This is a genomic window from Paenibacillus sp. FSL H7-0918 (assembly GCF_038007025.1).
GTDB classification, from domain to species: Bacteria; Bacillota; Bacilli; order Paenibacillales; family Paenibacillaceae; genus Paenibacillus_AQ; species Paenibacillus_AQ odorifer.
In genome coordinates this window covers 725,019-743,606 of the sequence record NZ_JBBOWJ010000002.1, presented here as the reverse complement: position 1 = coordinate 743,606, position 18,588 = coordinate 725,019, and the positions used below count along the sequence as shown (strand labels likewise).

Genomic DNA, 18,588 nt, shown 5'->3' with positions numbered 1-18,588 from the left:
CATGCTTAGCGTACAGGGGATCAATGTATATTATGGGGCTATTCATGCCTTGAAGGATTTAAGTATGAATGTAAAAAAAGGCGAGATTGTAACTCTAATCGGCGCAAATGGAGCAGGCAAGTCCACGTTGCTTAAGACGCTTTCGGGACTGCTGAAACCCAAAACAGGCAGTATAGATTTCATGGATAAATCTATTACGAATCAGAGTGTTCAGTCTATTGTAAAACAGGGGCTTATTCATTGTCCGGAAGGCAGGCGTGTATTTGCTAATATGTCTGTGGAAGAAAATCTGGAGCTAGGAGCTTTTTTACAGGATTCAGGCAGCTTAGCTGCTGATTTTGCCAAGGTTTACTCCACCTTCCCGCGTCTTTTAGAAAGAAAAAAACAGCTTGCCGGCACATTATCCGGCGGGGAGCAGCAGATGCTTGCTATGGGGCGCGCGATGATGGGGCATCCCAAGCTTTTATTATTAGATGAACCCTCGATGGGGCTTGCTCCATTGCTCGTTCAGGATATTTTTCGGATCATCCAGGAAGTAAATGCCTCTGGAACAACAGTGCTTCTTGTAGAACAAAATGCCCATCAGGCGCTTAAAATTGCTCATCGGGCTTACGTTCTTGAGACGGGCAGAGTGGTGCTTGAGGGAGATGCCAAGGAATTGGCAGATTCGGAAGAGATCAGAATGGCTTATCTGGGACATTAATTCATCGGTTAGTTCACAACAGTATCACAGAAAGAACCTATAAATTATTTATTTTGGGAGGCTGGAAGAGGATGAAGAAAATCGGGGCCATATTGCTGACTGCGTTACTGGCTGGTGGATTGCTGGCAGGCTGTGGGAACAAGACAGACAACACTACTGCTGAAGGTGGGAATGCTGGTGGAGGGACCATCAAGATTGGAGCAGACCTTGAGCTTACAGGCGGCCAGGCTTCCTTCGGTGATTCTGCACTCAAAGGGGCAAAGCTGGCGGTAAAAGAAATTAATGACGCAGGTGGAATACTCGGCAAAAAACTTGAGCTGATTGAAGCGGATAATGCTTCCAAGTCGGAAGAGGCGACACGCGCAGCGCAAAAGCTAATTACTACCAATAAAGTTGTAGCTATTATAGGTGCAACTACATCTACGAATACACTCGGGATTGTTCCCGTTGCTCAAGAAAAAGGCATCCCGCTGGTTAGCTCCTCAGCCACCAATCCCAAAGTAACAGTTGATGAACGTACTGGAGATTTGAACGAATGGGTATTCCGGGCCTCTTTTATTGATCCTTTCCAAGGTGAAGTAATGGCTAACTTTGCTAAGGATACACTTAAAGCGAAGACGGCTGTTATTTATACGGATGCTTCAAGCGATTATTCCAAAGGGCTGCAGACCTTCTTTAAAGCAACGTTTACTAAGAACGGAGGCTCTATCTTAAGCGAAGAATCCTATCAACAAAAAGATTCTGATTTTAAAGCTGTATTAACACGTATTAAAGAAGCTAATCCCGATGTTATTTATCTTCCGGGCTATTATGAGGAGGTCGGCAAAATCGTAAAGCAAGCTCGCGAAATGGGGATCACCGTTCCGTTTATGGGCGGGGATGGCTGGGATTCACCTCAGCTGGCTGAGATTGCCGGAGCGGATGCCCTAAACAATACGTTTATGTCCAATCACTATTCACCTGAAGATAGCTCGCCAGAAGTGAAATTGTTCGTAGATGCCTTCAAGGCTGCTAACGGTGATCTTGTTCCAGATGGGATGGCTGCGCTTGGATATGATGCTGTGAAACTAGTGGCAGACGCGATTACACGTGCGGATTCCACAGAACCTGAGAAGCTGAAGGATGCACTGGCGGGGACAAAGGATTTACAACTGGCCACGGGTAAAATCACAATGAATGAAACGCATGACCCGGTAAAAGCAGCTGTGGTGCTAAAGTTTGTAGATGGGGTACAAACCTTTGAGGCAAAAGTAAATCCATAAGCGTTGTGATTAGAGGCGCGTACCTTTATTGGTGCGCGTTTCTTTTAGTTTAAACTTTTTTTAAAAAAAGGCTTGTCAAAATTCTTATGGTTTGATATACTCATTTTTGTTGTGACAAGAAAATAACTTGTAAAGCATGGCCCGTTGGTCAAGGGGTTAAGACACCTCCCTTTCACGGAGGTAACATGGGTTCGAATCCCATACGGGTCATATTATGCGGTAGTGGTGGAATGGCAGACACGCTATCTTGAGGGGGTAGTGGGTGTATACCCGTGGAGGTTCGAGTCCTCTCTACCGCATACAAATAAAAAGTAAGAAACCCTTTGTTCGCAGAGGATTTCTTACTTTTTTTTATAAGATTAGAAGTGAAATTCAGTGACGTCAGGTCATCTCTTAAAAGCCCCAGCATACTGGGGATAGAGCTGTCTTATGCAGTCTGGGCAGATATCATGAGTGAATTGCAAAGAAAGCTGATGCTTTAAGAAATGTTCAATGGTGATCCATTCATCCTTGGGATTACGAATACATTTACAGGAAGCACAGATTGGGATTAGCTCAAAAGATGATGGTAAGGTTGAACGGAGGTTTATGATCTCCGGATGAAGAGGTTCTTCTTTATAGGGGCCCACATCATATAGTGAAATTATAAAAGTGGCTTCTGGGTGCGGATCTGAGAGAAATGGGTAGATCTCCAAACGGAAGATTCGTTTCCCTTTATTAGCGGTTTGTATGGAGAATTCGGAAGTATAAACCTGATGCTCTCTGCGGAGTATATATTTCACTGATTCATAAAGCTTGGCCCATTGATCGGGATCGACAATCACATCTTGCATGAGCTCTGAGTAATACGCGCCAATCCATTTCTTATTAGTAGAAAGACCATATTCATGACTAAAGGTCTTCCACCTGCTGTTGGTGAACTGGATAATCTCATGACTGTTGATTACCACCGCATTGTGCGGTAAAGCTTCAAGTGAATGGATAATGGAAGATGATAAGCATTTTGACAAAAGTCACCGCTCCCTCCTAGAGATCATTCAGGATGATAAGTTAACAAAGGGGGCCAGACGGTATTCTAACAGATACTTGTCACCTGAGTCGCCTCTTATCGTCACTCCAGCCATATGATATAATCGGATAATACATAACAATACTAATTATATACTTTTTTACGTTATTTTGCAATAGGTAATTACGTAAATAAGTAATTTATTTTTAGATGGAGGGCGATTCACCGATGCAGACCATATACGAACGTATAGAATACCTGATTAAGCAGAAAGGTTTGACCAAAAAATCATTCTGTGAGCAGTTAAATATCAGCACAGGTAATATGGGAGATTGGAAGCGGGGGAAGACTACTCCAGGAACACATAAGCTGATTGAGATCGGTGATTTTTTTCATGTTAGTCTGGACTGGCTCATTCTCGGCAAAGATACACCGGATACTGTACGAGAGAGCGGCGTAGACTATGATTTGAGTGATGTTCAGCTATCGGAAAGCCGAGTAGAAGAATTACTTCCAGCAGAAAAGAATTTTATCAAGGAATATATAGCTTTTGCTGAATATCGTAAACAGAAAATGGTCGACGAAGAATCTTAAAATCTGCATCTTTACTTTTGAGAAAAGTACATTTATAATAATGAATGTTGACCTCAAACAAATTTATGTTCTATGTTTAACACACCGCGCGGTAGTGGTGGAATGGCAGACACGCTATCTTGAGGGGGTAGTGGGTGTATACCCGTGGAGGTTCGAGTCCTCTCTACCGCATACAGAATGAAGAAAGAGGCCTTGCGATGCAAGGCTTCTTTTTTTGTTCAATCCTCAATCACACAACCTACTTCTTTACAAGCGGCACGCATAGATTGGCTTCGAATCCTTCATCATCCGGACCGGACTTTTCCGTGTATTGGATGTAAAAGACTCCATCAGGGTTGAACTTATAACCGGAATCCGGCAGCCATTCATTATGTATATAATTCCAGGTATGTTGAAAAGCCAACTGAGGGAATCCTTTTGCAGTAAATATAGCATAGGTAGACGCAGGAAGTTTCTTATGAACAAGGCCTTCAGGGATACAATCTAACTGCTCGACTTCAACACAAAGGAAAAAATCAATATCCCATGCGGTATGCTCCCACAGTTTAGGCACGGATGTACGGTTCTGAAATAGACCGAGATAACAACCGCTGCTTTGAACTTTTGTGGGTATAGCATCAAATTTTGCATCAATATCCAGCTCGCCAAAAACATATTCCCAAAGATTCGCGTATGGCTCCCCGGATGAGTTTACATTTGCCCAGCCAATAACATTTAGTTCGGGTATATCAAGCAGTTGAACAGTCACCGATTGTCCCTCCCAGCAAAAATATTTCAACAATATTATAAAATATTCCAAGAGATTAAAGGGTGCTGATATATAGCGATATTATGACGTTCTTTCTAGTTAAAAAGGATACTTTACCGCATAACAACAGGGGGCTGTGTGATGTGGTGAGTATCCTTTTTCTAATGAATTATTTTAAAAGCTTGGAGATATCGGATTCGATCTGCTGTGGAGTGGTTTTAGGAGCAAACCGTTTTAGAACACGGCCATCTTGGTCAACCAGAAACTTCGTAAAGTTCCATTTCACGCTTTTTGAGCCTAAGACACCAGGGGCTTCTTTGGATAAGTATTTGAATAATGGATGTGCTTCATCGCCTTTTACGTCAATCTTCTCGAACATAGGGAAGGTTACCCCATAATTAATCTCGCAGTATTCCGCAATTTCATCACTTTCGCCAGGCTCTTGTCCAGCAAATTGATTGCTTGGAAATCCTAAAACTTCGAACCCGCGGTCCTTGAATTTCTCGTACACTTCCTGAAGACCTTTATACTGGGGAGTAAATCCACATTTGCTGGCAGTATTCACAACCAGGAGTACTTTACCCTTGTACTTTGACAATGATTCCTCTTCACCCTTAAGAGTGTTGACCTCAAAATCATAAATACTCATGGATGACACCTCCATAGCTAATTTAAGTTTTTAACAATTTAATTGTACACTATTTATGGTCTGGAGCCAAATAAGAAAGTATTATGAATCATTCCTCATCATCGTTTCAAATCATACCTGTTGTTTAAAGTATAAAGTATGAGCATGACCAATACAGCTTGATGAAGGAGAAGATGACTCATGAAAGCATTATACACAGCAACTACAACAGTCCATGGCGGTCGTGAAGGCTCCATTGAATCCTCGGATGGCGTGTTAAAGCATAATCTAAGCATGCCTAAAGAGCTTGGAGGGCCGGGAGGTTCCGGTACCAATCCAGAGCAACTATTCTCGGCTGGTTATGGAGCGTGTTACGAGAGTGCACTAGCGAATATCGCCCGTAAAGAGGGCGTGAAACTCCATGACGTGGAGGTCACTTGTAATGTGTCCATTGGGAAGGATGACAGCGATGGAGGCTTTAGACTTGCTGTGAGAATGGATGTGAAGCTGCCAGGGATTGAACACGACAAAGCAGAGGAACTGGCGAAGAAGGCTCACGAATTCTGTCCTTACTCCAAAGCAACCAGAGGTAATATCGAGGTTGAATTAAAGATTGTTGATTAAATGTATCTGTATATATTTTATGGAAATAATGGCTAAATAGAGACGTAAATCATAAAAGAGTAATAAATAGCTGCCGTGTTAGGCGTCTTTGGTTGACATCACCCTTAAAATTCTTTAATATGTCTAAGTATCTGAGAATGTGCCTGCGTGTGCAATTTACAACCAAAAATTTAAATAATGGGTGATGAAGATGTCTTACAGACCGAATATTACGAATGTGACCAAAGCCAGCAGCAACGATAAGGAAGGATTGTACGAGTTCATTATCAAGCTTGCTGATGGAACGGAGTGCCGCGCGTTTTATCATCGGTTTCCGGAATGGAAAATGACGAACATCAGCCGCCTGCTTAAAACTCCATGTCCAATTTGCCGCAAAGATTTCATCTGCAAATGCATGGAGGCATTCACTGCTGATTTCGAAGGGCAAATGATCGGGGATCAATGGATTGAGAAAGCAATCGCAGAATAATTAAAGAACGGCACTTGATGGCGCGGGAGGTTATCCCGCGTTTTTGTTTACCCAAAAAAGCAGAAATTTACGCCTTTAAGACAGAGGGGGAGCCATGAACGAGGAACTGAACCTTATGAAAGATAAGTCCATCGTATTGATAGACGGAGTGTGTCATCTTTGCCAGGGGGTAGTTCGTTTCATTATCCCGCGTGACCCCGAGGCTAAATTTCTATTCGCACCTTTACAGAATGAGATTGCGGCAAAGCTAATGAAAGAGTCTGGACTTCAGCCTGGACAATTAAACACGGTGATTTTACTGGAGAACGGAGTGTATTATACAGAGTCGGCCGCTGTGCTAAGAATTGCCCGTAAATTGAGATTTCCTTGGCCTGCCGCATACGTGTTCATCTTAGTACCACGCTCATTGCGTAATGCCCTTTATCGGTATGTAGCTAAGAACCGCTATCGTTGGTTCGGACGTGATGAGCAGTGTATGCTCCCTACCCCAGAGATCAAACGGAGATTTTTGTAAACCATAATCTGGGAGAATGTTATAATGAAACTATAAATGGGGACAGTTTTTTCATATTATCACTAGGGGTGAACGAATAGTGAAACGGAAAGGGCTTCTGCTTTGTATAGTCATGTTGTTATCTTTAAGTATGATCGGTACGGCCTCAGCTGCCCCCAAGCTTCGCATTATGGTGAACAATTCAAGTGTGGATGTTGGTGTGCAAATCGTGTCGGGGAAGACGCTGGTTCCGCTGAAGGCTTTTGAAAGATTCAAGAATACTTCTATTCAATGGGATGCCAATACCAAGCAAGCTACGATTGCTAGAGATTCTATGAAGATTAAGCTTACGGTTGGCTCACGGACGGCTTGGAAGAACTCGGAGGCTGTACAACTGGATGTATCGGCCAAAATAGTGGATGGAAGAGTAGCGGTACCCCTGCGGTTTATTGCGGAGGCTCTTGGAGCGAGAGTAACAGTAGATGCTGCTTCGAATACAGTCTGGGTTCAGGAACGGGCCAATGCTAAACTTGTGCAGAATTATAATAGTAATGACTTAGTTGTTTCCCGCATAGCTGCTCTGCAATTCCCGGTTGAAGAAAGAGAACCCTCCAAATTGACGGGTGATAATGAAGCATTGTCTATGACGTATTATTTTCCTGAAGGCAGATCTGATGGTTATTTTATATTGTATGGACATTTCGTAAAGTATTATGAGATCAAGGATAATATTGTAAAAGTAGTTTGGGAAGCTGATCTGGATATGTCCAAGGAGGCTACAAATAAAGATTTTACCGCGATATTCGGTTACCCAGTTGCGAAGGAATATGGTAAAGCACCTGTTCTAGCTCCATCCTATGCCTCTTTTTATACGAGTGTTTGGGGAAGTCAGATTATTTATGGAATGGTTAATGCGGATGGAACTACTAAAGTTTCAGGACAGTCTCTGTACTGGGGGAATAATGAACCTTTTGTCGTAGCTATTCCCGGAGAGACTAAGCTTTAAGCAATATATAAGTCTTATAAATATGGAGATGAATGATGAACAAGGGGAAGCCTAAAGGTTTTATGCGTTTTGATTGGCCTTATCATTTTGTAACTATGCCGCTAGCGCTGATTATATTTGTATGGTCGGGAATTTATGTCGTTCAGGTGTTACGTGATGATGGTGCTCTAACAGTGCCCTTGCTATTATTTGGTTTATCTCTATGCCTATTATTTGCGATTACTCGAATTCGAATTTATGCCACAAAAAATCAGGATCGAGTAGTGAGGGTAGAGGAGCAGTTCCGGTATTTCCGATTGACAGGTGAAGTATTAAATCCAGAGCTTGAATTAGCTCAGATTATCGCGCTTCGGTATGCAGGAGATGAAGAGTTTCCGGCACTATGTCAGCGGGCGGTGAAGGAAAAGCTTAGTCCTGCCGATATCCGGTCTGCCATCAAGAATTGGCGTGAAGATACGATGAGAGTCTAAAAACCACTTGATGTGCGAAAAAACTTATTGCTGCCTTCTTATATATATGCTACTATAGCTGTAAATTAAAGGGATAGTAACGGAAGCACCGTTCAATGTACCGTATCCACGGTTATTGTCGGTGCTTTTTTGCTGTCTTTTTTTTGACAATATTTATGAATTTCTTGCGAAAGGAGAGAGGTTTTATGGCGGCAAGGATTGTACTCGCAGTGCGTGAAAGCCAATATATCGAACCATTGCTACACTATCTTCATCATAGTGAGTATGGAGAAATGCTGCGAATCACGGCTTTTAGTCGGCTGGATGCTTTTATCGATTTTATGAGGGGAGAGGATATGCCGGATGCTGTTGTAGGCGACGTTACTTTTATCGAGGCTTGGCTTGTGGAGGGAAGAACTAAGGTGCCTTGGGCAGTTTTGAGTGAGGAGGGAGCTTATCTTAGCAGGGGTTCTAAAAGCCTGGCTGGAGGCATCATGATTGCGAAATATCAGGCACTGCCTTCTCTGCTGGGAGCATTTATTCAACTATGTGAAGTGAAACGAGCTAGAGGTTCCTCTGTATTAGATGAAACGCTGCTGCTCGGTATCGTCTCCTCAAGCGGGAACACGGGCAAAACCACAGTAGCTATGAATATGGCTAAGCAGCTAGGTGAATTGGGGCTTTCGGTCTTTTATTTGAATCTTGAAAGTGTGGACAGCAGTGGATTATTTTTACGGCCCCCTGCAGGAAATACGCCTGGACTAGAGCGGCTCCTTTATGAAATCAAAGCCAGCCGGGATAAGGGTGGAGCCGATACGATTGATTTGGGGCAATACGTGATTAGGTATGATCACCTTCGAAGTGCTGCTTTTAGGCCAATTATTAATGTAAAAGAAATGCTGCAGATGACTACGCAGGATACGCTAGATTTGTTGGCGCTGTTGGTTGCGGAAAGAAATTTTGACGTAGTTATAATAGATACCGGCAGTATTGAAGAAGAACGTGCCAAAGCTGTGTTACATAAATGCGGAATTCTATTGTGGGTAGTTAGAAATGACGAGGTAAGCATTCATAAGACCATGAGATGGCTATCCCATTGCAATGCTCCTAATTCTGGTATGCCCAGCCAAGTGATGGACAAAAGTAGATTTGCCGTGAATTTTGCCGCAGAGGGTTTAGAGGTGTGGGCACCTCCGGAAGGAATTACCGTTGAAGGTGTACTTCCGTATATCCCATCTTGGACGCTGCAGCACCGTGAGGAGCTTTTTCTGAACTCACCACAATTCCAAAAGGAGATCTTACAGCTGTGCAAGCAGATTATAGAACCGTCGCTTCCGCAAGTATTCACTGGTAAGGGTTTACATGAATGAGGAAATGTTTAAGGCACTTCGCAGTGACATCCGGGCAGGATTAGATGTTACTTCTGCAGTTGGAAATCGTGAACTCACCCAATATATTGAAAGGACAATTTTGGACAGCGAAAATCTGCGTTATTTAACAGCACAGGAGAAACATGAGCTCGTGAAGAGATTGTTCGATTCTTTTCGAGGATTGGATGTACTCCAGCCCTTAGTGGATAATCCGGCGATCACTGAGATTATGATTAACAGCCATACTGAGATTTTTGTAGAAGAGGAGGGGCAGATTCGTCGTCTCCATTTGGAATTTGAGTCCAGCAGCAGGTTGGAGGATATTATCCAGACGGTTGTATCCGGTGTGAACCGGGTTGTAAATGATTCTTCTCCTATCGTTGACGCTCGGCTAAAAGACGGATCGCGTGTAAATATCGTGCTTCCGCCGGTAGCTCTGAAAGGCCCGGCGATGACCATTCGGAAATTTCCTGAAACACCGATGACGATGCAGGATTTAGTCCGTCGTGAAGCTTTAAGCTTGGAAGCCGCAGAGTTGCTGCAAATTTTAGTGGCTGCTAAATACAATATTTTTATTAGTGGCGGGACAGGCTCTGGAAAGACTACTTTTCTTAATGCATTATCTCAGTATATCCCCCCACAGGAGAGGGTCATTACGATAGAGGATTCCGCTGAACTGCAGATTGTAACCGTGCCGAACCTTGTTTCACTGGAGACCAGGAATGCTAACACGGAAGGTAGAGGGGAGATTTCCATCCGAGATTTGATTCGTTCTTCTCTGCGAATGCGCCCTAACCGGATTGTTGTGGGGGAGGTACGGGGAGCGGAATGTCTCGATATGCTGCAGGCTATGAACACCGGACACGATGGAAGCTTGTCTTCCGGCCATAGTAACAGCGCACACGATATGGTCAGTCGACTGGAGACGATGGTGCTAAGTGCTGCGGAGCTTCCGGTAGCTGTTGTTCGCCAGCAAATTTCATCGGCAATTGATATCTTCGTACACTTATCACGTCTCCGTGATCGTTCCAGGCGGGTGATGGAGATCAGTGAGGTTGCGGGGTTGAAAGACGGGGAAGTGATCTTGAATCCCTTATATGAATTTCAAGAAGCTGGTGAACGAGAGGGAAGGGTGCAAGGGGGGCTGCTTCCCTGTGGTAACCCATTGTTGCATACAACGAAGCTTAGGATGGCTGGTGTAAACTCCTATCCATTGGCTCAATAGAGATTCAAAATTCCAGAAGGGGGGGAGGTCATGCTTAAGTTTAAATTTGTTGCTGCAAAGCCTGTAGAAGCGGATCCTGACGGTCCTTCGTTATTACCAGATTATAAGGTATACGAATTGACCTTGCTGCAGAGGATTCTGACCCTTACTGCAGGTGGACTGCTGATGTATGGAATTGGATATCTTTTTTATCATCATTGGCTGCTGTCGTTGCTGCTTATGCCTGGCGGAGCTTATGCCCCGCATATGCTGCGTAACTATCTACTGAAAAGACGTCGAAATGCACTGAATTTACAATTTAAGCAGACGTTATTTTCGCTGTCTTCCTCCCTTTCAGCTGGGCGTTCGGTGGAGAATGCATTCCGAGAGGCGGTTCAGGATTTACGTATGCTCGACCCGGAGGGAAGCAGTGATATGATCTCCGAGTTAAACATTATCTGTGCACGCATGGAATATGGACAGCCTGTGGAAGAAGCGCTGCGGAACTTTAGTGAAAGAGCGGGAATGGAGGACATCGAGCGATTCGCGGATGTGTTCTCGGTCTGTAAGCGTACTGGTGGTGATCTTGTAGAAGTGGTGCGCCGTACATCAACGATTATCGGTGAGAAGCTGGATATTCAGCAGGATATTGCTGTAAGTATTGCTCAGAAGAAATTTGAGGCTAAGGCACTGCTTATAGCTCCGCTGATCATGGTGATGTTTATGAGTTTGACGGCTGGAGAATATATGGAGCCTATGTATACAGGAGCGGGTATAGCCATATCGACATTAGCGCTTGTTGCTTTATTCCTATGTTATCTCTGGACTACTAAAATAATGGACATTCCACTGTGAAGGGGGTGAAATCATGCGCTGGCTATGTGCGGTGGTTACTGTTATTTTGCTGATAGTCTGGGTTCTACTGCGAATTCAATGCGGCAACAGATATGTCGCGTTACGCAGTCTTCCTATGGAAGGATTACGGCTTCGGAAGTTAGGCGAACCGTTATTACTGCTTATTGATAAGAGTGGTATCGCCAGTCGGTTTCCCTCACTGTTATTCAGAATTCAGCGTTCTCTACAGCGCAGTTATGGGATGCGTTATAGCGCAGAGCGGACCCTGCTGTTCATGGGTGAGATGCTAAGTTACAGCTGGCTGTTGCTTGTAGGTGGAAGCTTGACTACAGCATTTAGTGGCGAACAGGCAGGTATGATATTGGGTGTGTTTTTGGCAATTGCTCTACCAACCGCTATGGTTAGTGATCTGCACAAAAAGGTGAGAGTTAGGGAGCAGAATATTATGCTCGAATTGCCAGAGCTGCTGAACAGTATTGTGTTGTTGGTTGGCGCAGGAGAGACCGTGCAACGAGCTATTATTCGCTGTGTGGAAAGCCACCGGGGGGATACGAATCATCCTCTGTATAAGGAGCTAATGACTATGACTAGTGAATGGGAGGGCGGATATTCTTTCCAGCAGGCGTTTGAAAATTTCAGCAAGAGATGCGCTGTACAGGAGGTATCGGTATTCACAACGACAGTTTTGCTGAATTATCGCAGAGGTGGAGCGGATTTTGTGCTATCCCTACGTGATCTGTCGCGGATGTTGTGGGATAAACGAAAGGCACTTAGCCGGACGCGCGGAGAGCAAGCATCCTCTAAATTAGTTTTTCCGATGGTAGTTATCTTTTTAATAGTAATTGTACTGGTGGGAACGCCAGCATTTTTGATGTTAAAAATGTAGGAGGCTGAAGCTGATGGTATCAACAATGTTGGACAGTATGAAGAGCTTTTGGGAAGACGAGGAAGGTTTAGGAACTTTGGAGATGATTTTGATTATTGCTGTCTTGATTGCAGTTGTTCTTTTGTTTAAGGACAAAATTCAAGAGGTAGTAGAAGCCTTAATTAAAACGGCGGGTGAAAAGAGTCAGGAAGTATTCGATTGAACAAGTTTAAGGGTGATCAAGGCAGTTTTACTATTGAAGCGTCACTTCTGTTGCCGATCGTCATGTTTATTACGATGCTTCTTTTGTTTTTTTGCTTGTATAGCTATCAGAAGTCCATGCTGTTGCAAGTGGCCTCAGGAGCTACTGAGCGGGCGGCTTACAACTGGGACAACAGTCACAAGGAGGTCTCTGGTTCTTACATGGCTGGTGAGTATGACTCCCTTTATTGGAGAATTGGGGATGATGCCTTGTTAGCCTCATTATTTGGTGGAGAAGCTGGCAGTGCTGGCGTGACAATAGAGTTGCCCGGTGAATTATCAGAGAAGAGTGAATTGCCAGTGCTTAAACTGGGCCAATCGTCTACTATGATTCCGGACAATATGCCAGGAACTATGCGTTATGCTCACAGCCTTACAGGACGGAGAGTAAAGGCCGAGTTAAATCGTCTACTGAGCTTGCCTGTGCTTGATAGCATTCTATCGGATGAAGCTAACCCAACTGTTGAAGCCCAGTCTATCATTGTCGAGCCTGTTGAGTTTATTCGTACGGTCGACCTGATGCGTTATTTTGGAGCTAAATTTAAAGGGGGCTCTGAGGGTAGTGGATCTGCAGTTTACATGGATAAGAAGGATGCTTCTGCTATGCTGACCAAGCTTCAGGATAAGTAAAATCTCTGTTCAAGGGAGGGGGTTTTAATGAAAAGTATAATTACGGGTTGTCCTGCTAAGGGCAAAACAGAAGGCTCAGTTACAATTTTTCTAATCATGGTGCTGGCTTTCGTCTTTCTATTTACTGCTGTGCTGATTGATTATGCGCGAATCGCTGCGTTCAACGTTCAGGAGGAACGATTGGCGAGAGCCAGTATCCGCTCTGTTATGTCTTCATATCATGTTGAATTGCGTGAGAGATACGGTTTATTTGCATTCGGTGATAGTGATGGTGATATGCTGCTGTCCAAAGTGCTCAATGAAAATTTGCATAAAAGTGGGCGGGGGGATACGTTCAATCTCTTACCCTTTGCACTGGAATCCTCCTCTTTGGAATGGAGCCGACCGCTGGGAAGTTATGATGTTTTTCGTCATCAAATACTGGAAGAGATGAAATATAAGGCTCCGGTTGATTTCGCCTTGGAGCTGGCAGGTAAATTCAAGCCGCTGTCGGGCGTAATGGCAGAGGCCTCAAGAGCTACTGAATTACTTAGTAAGCTGCAACCTTTATATGATGAACGTGAAGAGAATTTGGATCTAATGTTAGAGCGGAGAAGCCAAGCGGCGGAGAGTGGAAGAAGAGTACTGCTATGGATTATGAATCCGCCCGGAGATTCTATCTCGGCCCATTTGCTCGGAAGCATGCAAGCAGCCGCGGATATACCAGCACAGTATAGTGACTATCTTGGGAAATATTACGAAGATCTATATCGTGATAGTAAAAAGCCTGCAAAGTACACTTATCAGTTGGCACTTTATCAGAGCCGAACTTCAGAGATGTTGTCGCGGCTCCCATCCTTATTAACAACCTTTCATGAAGAACATGGACAATCAATGGAGGAAGCGAAGGATGCGTTAAACAAAGCGCAGCAATTGAATGACCGGATGAGAGATGTTTTGGCAGCTTCCCGAATAAGTGGCGTAAATCTGGCAGACGATCCTGCTAAGGACTGGGATATTCCGGGAAACTCGGGGGAAATAAGCGCTGAGCCACTTAAAAAGCTGCATGAACAGGAAGATGCCTTGATCCTCTCTTCGGCTGACATTAGTAGTATGGAGAATGGTTTATTTATGCAGCAAAGTGCGTACGAGTCCATTGAACCGACGGTAACAGGATTATCAGGAGTGTTGCATGAAGCTTTGGGAGTCAACGGCGATTCCTACCAAATGATTTCCTCTGTTCTAGGGGCTTCGCATGTAGTGGACAACTATTATAAAAAATACGGTAAGAAGGGAAGTGTTATCGCTAGTGATTTGGCTTTTCTTGAAGAGCATCGCAGCTCGGATAAAGCACGTAAGCAAGTAGAGTGGGAAGCCAAATCCAAGCTGGGCGAGGTTAGAGCACTGCTGGACAAAATTAGAATGCTAGGTAGCGGAGCGGCAGCCTCGATGGAACGTTATCAAATCCTTCATCAATTTTATGAGGACAATGTTTCATTTAATAACGGATTGGAGTCTCAATCCTCTGATAAATCTGAAGTATCCTCAGATCCCTATGCTGCTGGAAGCTCGGCGATGAAGGATATTGACGGGATTTATGCAGCAATGAGTGGCATTATGGGGGGCGCTAGAGACAGGCTTTTTCAAACGGAGTATTCCGCGCTTTATTTTCAGCATTTTGATGTTTCAAAGTTAGCTAGTCTGGCACTGAATTCTCTGGAAGACACTAGTGAGCTCACAGATCAGCTTGATCCTCGCGCTCAGGAGCTGGAATACATTTTATACGGATTTCATAATCCCGCAGGGAATGTGGCCGCAGCCTATGCCGAAATATTCGCGATGAGGTTGTCCATTCGCACAATGGAAGGATTTATAGAGAAGGCAACCTTGGGAAATCCACTGGCTGTTCTAGCGGCGGCACTGTTGTATGGAATCCAGCATGCCATTCAGGATATGTTGCAGCTTTGTGAGAAGGATGCGATTCCTTTATCCAAATATATGCCGGCGCAGCTGACTTACCGTGATCATCTGCGACTGTTCATGATAATGCATGGAGGCGGGGAAGTGCAGCTATCGCGGATGCTGGCTCTAATTCAACTGAACACAGGAATAAATCCAGCGGAAAGAAACACCTATGTATCATCGGACATTAAGCTCCAAATGCAGTTATGGTTTCTGCCAGGTGTAGTTAAAATGTTGAATTACACTGCTGGTTTTCCGGGAGAGGTACAAGGGAATAAGTATCTGAGGGCAGTAAAAGCTGATTATTCTTATTAGCGGGAGGTTGGTAAGGAGATGGGGGATGGGTATGGGTATGGAATCAGAGGGGAGGACAAGGAAGAAGGTAGCATGGTAGTAGAAGCGTCGATGGTTCTTCCGTTCTTCCTACTATTCGTCCTGTTCCTGATTTCTATCGTACAGATGACCTTGTATTCGACAGCTTTGCAAAGTACAGCATCAGACACTGTAAAGTCTATCTCAACTCATATGTATCCTGCGGCTTTGGCGGTGCAGAAATGGGGAACATCCAGCGAAGTAAGTGATGATTCAGGAGGGGATGACAGTGATCATTCTGCTGGCCTGAATTGGACTATTCCTCGCTTGTCACTTACTGATTGGGGCGATAGTTATGCTGAGTCTTTACCCAAGCCGTTAAATGAGTGGGTTATGTCGGCTTTAGAAAGTGGTGAGGGACCGTTGCAGAAGTTTCAGGCAGAGACTAGTGAAAGTGTACTTGATCTTGCGATCAAACCTTTATTGAAACCATACCTGACATCAGATTTACTGGATTATGAGCGAATTCATGTATCTAATGTTATGGTGCCGGAGCTAAAAGAGGGTACTCGTCCCTACCTTGGGCTAGTGGTTAGTTATAAGCTGCCGATGAAGGTCCCCTTTCTAAACCAAAGTATTGTTTTAGAAGCAAGTGCTGTTGAACGCCTCTGGATCGGGGATACGGGAGAAGGCATAGCCAAGGAGGGGAACGGTACTGGCCAACCAGATGAATTTATTGAAATCTTAGAAAAGCCGAACCCGGCTGTAGCGAATAAGCAAGGCAAGGTTCGTGCCAGAATACCGCCGAATGCTTCTGCCAGCTTGTCAGTCTTTTATAAGAGCGGGGGCAGTACTGCTAAATATTTAGGCTGGAAACAAGCGGATGCAGATGGATATATCGAGTGGGAATGGAAAATTGGTGTAAATACCACACCGGGCTCGTGGCCGTTTGTTATACAACTGGATGATGGTAGATCTGTTGAGGTTATGTTCACAGTAGTGAAGTGAAAGGGTGGAAAAAGGAGTGTAATAAATGGCAGAGTGGACATTTTGGGGATGTCTACCGTTTTTAGTAGCGGCACTGATTACAGATTTGAAGTCGATGAGAATACCAAACTGGATCACCTTGTCAGGCTTGCTCACCGGTCTGCTTGCACAAGGGGTGATCAATAGCTGGCATGGACTGCTGAGGGCTTTCGGGGGAGCTGCTGTAGGATTTACAGTCCTTCTGATCATGCATTTAATAGGGGCGGTTGGCGCGGGGGATGTTAAGCTTTTTGCTGGAATCGGAGCGTGGACAGGGATGTTGTTTACGCTGCAAGTCGTCATGTACTCCGTACTATTTGGTGCTTTAATAGGCTGGTTAATTGTTTTAAAGAGACGGGAGGCGGTCAGTCGTTCGCGTAAGATCATCAGCAGAATTTCTGGATTTATTTTATGGAAGAGCCCGTTTCTATTAAAAAATAACGATAGTGAACTGTTGAAATTTCCCTTCATGCTGGCAGTAATTCCTGGTTCCATATGCGCTTATCTATACTTTTAGTTCGGGAGGTGATGTTTGTTGTTCGGATTAACCCGTGATTTTATACAACAGGATGGTATATATATGATCCTTGGTGAACCCGAAGGAATACACGCGGAGAAGCTTAATTTGATTCAGGCGCGCATGCTGATGAACACCGACATTCCTCATCATTTGAGGCTGATACTTAGAGAAATAGATATGAAGGTTACTATGGAATACGCTGTTTTACGCAAAAAAATGCTTAGTCATCTACTCAAAGGAGAGAAGCTAAGTATGAGCTCGTTTTTCGGGTTATTGCTGCAAATTGCCCAAGGCATGGAAGATGGCAGGTTATATATGCTGCGGGCGGAACAGTATGCTTTGCATGCAGATTACATTTTTATTGAAGGGTCGTTACAGAGCGGTAAAGTATACCTGACCTACATACCCATTCACGAGAATAAGTCTGGTTCAAAGCTTGGTGAGTCACTCAAGTCACTAATCATGGTGTTAATGGCATCTATCACAGAGCTTACTGGCAGTGGTGTGCAAAGACTATTGCAATATTGCAGTGAAGAGGGATTTACTCCAGCTGGCTTAAAGATTCTTCTATCAGAGTTGCTGACAGAAAGAGACCCTGTTACACCTGAAAGACAGCTTCATGAAGGCGTAAAAGAATATCTAGTGAAGGAGGCAGCAGCTCCACCATTAAGAAAAACATATGAGCACCACGAAGATAAGGGATTAGAGCTGCAGCCGACTGCTATTCCTTGGATCAGCAGCTATCCTAATCTTAAGATAAAAGAGGAGGAGAGCGTGTCTCTAAGCTTGGAGGATGAGCAGGTAACAAATCCACAAGCCTCAAGCTCAAGAACCTATATAGTGTTAGGGTGTCTATTAGGCGATGCACTACTGTGGAAGTTTCTATATTTGGATAGTCCAAAGCCGTTATGGCTTGCCGTCTGTGGAGTTGTGACGATTGTATTGGCTGTTTTAAGCTGGATGGTTTGGAGCGGAAGGTTAAAGCTTGGTAAAGAAGATGATGATAGTCTGAGTGAAGATTCTGAAGATACTAACTGTAATCCGAGTCGGAAAGAATTGGAGTGGAATTTTGGCAGGAACCCTGTGACTTCTACGCGTCCTCCAGCAACAATCCCAAAGGTAACTCCGCAATTCTCAGATTCAGCAGCTAACGTTCCGGCAACCCGTCATGAATCACTAGCAGAGGAACATTGTTCTGTTAAAGCACAAGAAGCCATAGCGCCAACAACTTTATTATCACAGGAGAAACCGCCTGAGCAAGGACGACAAATCGAAAAGCTGGATCAGAGTATTCCTTATCTCCAAAGAAGCGGTGAGGAGGGTGAAGAGGCGGAAATGATCGAGTTAAATCGAACTAGCTTCATTATCGGCCGATCGGCAGAGGTGGCTCAATATGTGGAAAGATCAGAAGGAGCCTCTAGAGTACACGCTGAAATATCTAGAAGCACCAGCGGATATATTCTGAAGGATCTTGACTCCAGAAATGGAACGCTTTTTCAAGGTGAAGGCATGGTCCCGTATAAAGAGTATCCACTAACAGAGGGGACCACATTTAAAATTATAAAAGGAAGCTACACATTTCATACAGCATGAAGGTGAGTTCTAACGATGAATGTGGC

Annotated in this window: 21 protein-coding genes and 3 tRNA genes; 21 read left to right on the top strand and 3 right to left on the bottom strand. The window is 44.2% G+C overall.

Annotated elements, in window-relative coordinates:
• Position 1: 1 nt before the first annotated feature.
• From MHI15_RS17305 to MHI15_RS17290, 4 genes are all read left to right on the top strand, one after another.
• The gene (locus MHI15_RS17305; protein WP_076304490.1) at positions 2-703 is read left to right on the top strand and encodes an ABC transporter ATP-binding protein; all 702 of its coding nucleotides are present in this window, start codon (positions 2-4) and stop codon (positions 701-703) included.
• Between the two features lie 71 nt (positions 704-774).
• Positions 775-1,965, top strand: a complete 1,191-nt coding sequence (locus tag MHI15_RS17300; RefSeq protein WP_341164639.1) for an ABC transporter substrate-binding protein — start codon at positions 775-777, stop codon at positions 1,963-1,965.
• Positions 1,966-2,103: 138 nt separating this feature from the next.
• A tRNA-Glu gene (locus MHI15_RS17295) sits at positions 2,104-2,175 on the top strand.
• A gap of 6 nt (positions 2,176-2,181) precedes the next feature.
• A tRNA-Leu gene (locus tag MHI15_RS17290) sits at positions 2,182-2,264 on the top strand.
• Between the two features lie 87 nt (positions 2,265-2,351).
• Here MHI15_RS17290 and MHI15_RS17285 read toward each other — a convergent pair.
• On the bottom strand, positions 2,352-2,975 hold the full coding sequence (locus tag MHI15_RS17285; RefSeq protein WP_341164638.1) for a hypothetical protein: 624 nt from the start codon (positions 2,973-2,975) through the stop codon (positions 2,352-2,354).
• Positions 2,976-3,202: 227 nt separating this feature from the next.
• On the opposite strand from MHI15_RS17285, the gene MHI15_RS17280 reads away from it, so the two are divergent.
• Together MHI15_RS17280 and MHI15_RS17275 are read left to right on the top strand one after the other, a co-directional pair.
• A complete protein-coding gene (locus tag MHI15_RS17280) occupies positions 3,203-3,568 on the top strand; it encodes a helix-turn-helix domain-containing protein (protein ID WP_076282034.1) in 366 nt (121 codons plus the stop codon).
• Positions 3,569-3,656: 88 nt separating this feature from the next.
• A tRNA-Leu gene (locus tag MHI15_RS17275) sits at positions 3,657-3,739 on the top strand.
• A gap of 67 nt (positions 3,740-3,806) precedes the next feature.
• On the opposite strand, the gene MHI15_RS17270 is transcribed toward MHI15_RS17275, so the two are convergent.
• Positions 3,807-4,316 carry a GyrI-like domain-containing protein gene (locus MHI15_RS17270; RefSeq protein ID WP_076128218.1) on the bottom strand — a complete coding sequence of 170 codons (510 nt, stop codon included), beginning with the start codon at positions 4,314-4,316 and terminating at the stop codon, positions 3,807-3,809.
• A 169-nt stretch (positions 4,317-4,485) separates the two neighbouring features.
• Positions 4,486-4,965: a glutathione peroxidase gene (locus MHI15_RS17265; protein ID WP_038569095.1), complete on the bottom strand. Its 480-nt coding sequence runs from the start codon at positions 4,963-4,965 to the stop codon at positions 4,486-4,488.
• 180 nt (positions 4,966-5,145) lie between these two features.
• On the opposite strand from MHI15_RS17265, the gene MHI15_RS17260 reads away from it, so the two are divergent.
• The 15 genes from MHI15_RS17260 to MHI15_RS17190 all read left to right on the top strand — a co-directional run bounded on the left by MHI15_RS17260 (position 5,146) and on the right by MHI15_RS17190 (position 18,562).
• Positions 5,146-5,568: an organic hydroperoxide resistance protein gene (locus MHI15_RS17260; protein WP_036681676.1), complete on the top strand. Its 423-nt coding sequence runs from the start codon at positions 5,146-5,148 to the stop codon at positions 5,566-5,568.
• Positions 5,569-5,758: 190 nt separating this feature from the next.
• Positions 5,759-6,037, top strand: coding sequence for a hypothetical protein (locus MHI15_RS17255; RefSeq protein ID WP_036681678.1), 279 nt, complete (start codon positions 5,759-5,761; stop codon positions 6,035-6,037).
• A gap of 94 nt (positions 6,038-6,131) precedes the next feature.
• Positions 6,132-6,551, top strand: coding sequence for a thiol-disulfide oxidoreductase DCC family protein (locus MHI15_RS17250; RefSeq protein ID WP_076282033.1), 420 nt, complete (start codon positions 6,132-6,134; stop codon positions 6,549-6,551).
• 112 nt (positions 6,552-6,663) lie between these two features.
• Positions 6,664-7,536, top strand: coding sequence for a copper amine oxidase N-terminal domain-containing protein (locus MHI15_RS17245; RefSeq protein ID WP_179088185.1), 873 nt, complete (start codon positions 6,664-6,666; stop codon positions 7,534-7,536).
• Positions 7,537-7,571: 35 nt separating this feature from the next.
• The gene (locus tag MHI15_RS17240) at positions 7,572-8,006 is read left to right on the top strand and encodes a DUF6526 family protein (protein WP_076185827.1); all 435 of its coding nucleotides are present in this window, start codon (positions 7,572-7,574) and stop codon (positions 8,004-8,006) included.
• 185 nt (positions 8,007-8,191) lie between these two features.
• Positions 8,192-9,355 (top strand): hypothetical protein, encoded by a 1,164-nt coding sequence (locus MHI15_RS17235; RefSeq protein WP_076099052.1) that lies wholly within the window; start codon positions 8,192-8,194, stop codon positions 9,353-9,355.
• A complete protein-coding gene (locus tag MHI15_RS17230; RefSeq protein WP_076099051.1) occupies positions 9,348-10,580 on the top strand; it encodes a CpaF family protein in 1,233 nt (410 codons plus the stop codon). Before MHI15_RS17235 ends, MHI15_RS17230 begins: the two co-directional genes overlap by 8 nt.
• Before the next feature lie 30 nt (positions 10,581-10,610).
• Positions 10,611-11,414 carry a type II secretion system F family protein gene (locus tag MHI15_RS17225; RefSeq protein WP_076099050.1) on the top strand — a complete coding sequence of 268 codons (804 nt, stop codon included), beginning with the start codon at positions 10,611-10,613 and terminating at the stop codon, positions 11,412-11,414.
• 10 nt (positions 11,415-11,424) lie between these two features.
• A complete protein-coding gene (locus tag MHI15_RS17220; protein WP_076128212.1) occupies positions 11,425-12,300 on the top strand; it encodes a type II secretion system F family protein in 876 nt (291 codons plus the stop codon).
• 13 nt (positions 12,301-12,313) lie between these two features.
• On the top strand, positions 12,314-12,502 hold the full coding sequence (locus MHI15_RS17215) for a Flp1 family type IVb pilin (protein ID WP_076128210.1): 189 nt from the start codon (positions 12,314-12,316) through the stop codon (positions 12,500-12,502).
• Entirely contained in the window at positions 12,499-13,170 is a 672-nt protein-coding gene (locus MHI15_RS17210) for a TadE family protein (RefSeq protein ID WP_076304493.1), read from the top strand. Before MHI15_RS17215 ends, MHI15_RS17210 begins: the two co-directional genes overlap by 4 nt.
• A 27-nt stretch (positions 13,171-13,197) precedes the next feature.
• Positions 13,198-15,426: a hypothetical protein gene (locus MHI15_RS17205; RefSeq protein ID WP_076304494.1), complete on the top strand. Its 2,229-nt coding sequence runs from the start codon at positions 13,198-13,200 to the stop codon at positions 15,424-15,426.
• A gap of 18 nt (positions 15,427-15,444) precedes the next feature.
• Positions 15,445-16,431 (top strand): pilus assembly protein, encoded by a 987-nt coding sequence (locus MHI15_RS17200; RefSeq protein WP_076304495.1) that lies wholly within the window; start codon positions 15,445-15,447, stop codon positions 16,429-16,431.
• Between the two features lie 25 nt (positions 16,432-16,456).
• Positions 16,457-16,966 (top strand): A24 family peptidase, encoded by a 510-nt coding sequence (locus MHI15_RS17195; RefSeq protein WP_076219718.1) that lies wholly within the window; start codon positions 16,457-16,459, stop codon positions 16,964-16,966.
• Between the two features lie 18 nt (positions 16,967-16,984).
• Entirely contained in the window at positions 16,985-18,562 is a 1,578-nt protein-coding gene (locus MHI15_RS17190; protein WP_076309593.1) for a DUF6382 domain-containing protein, read from the top strand.
• Positions 18,563-18,588 lie beyond the last annotated feature (26 nt).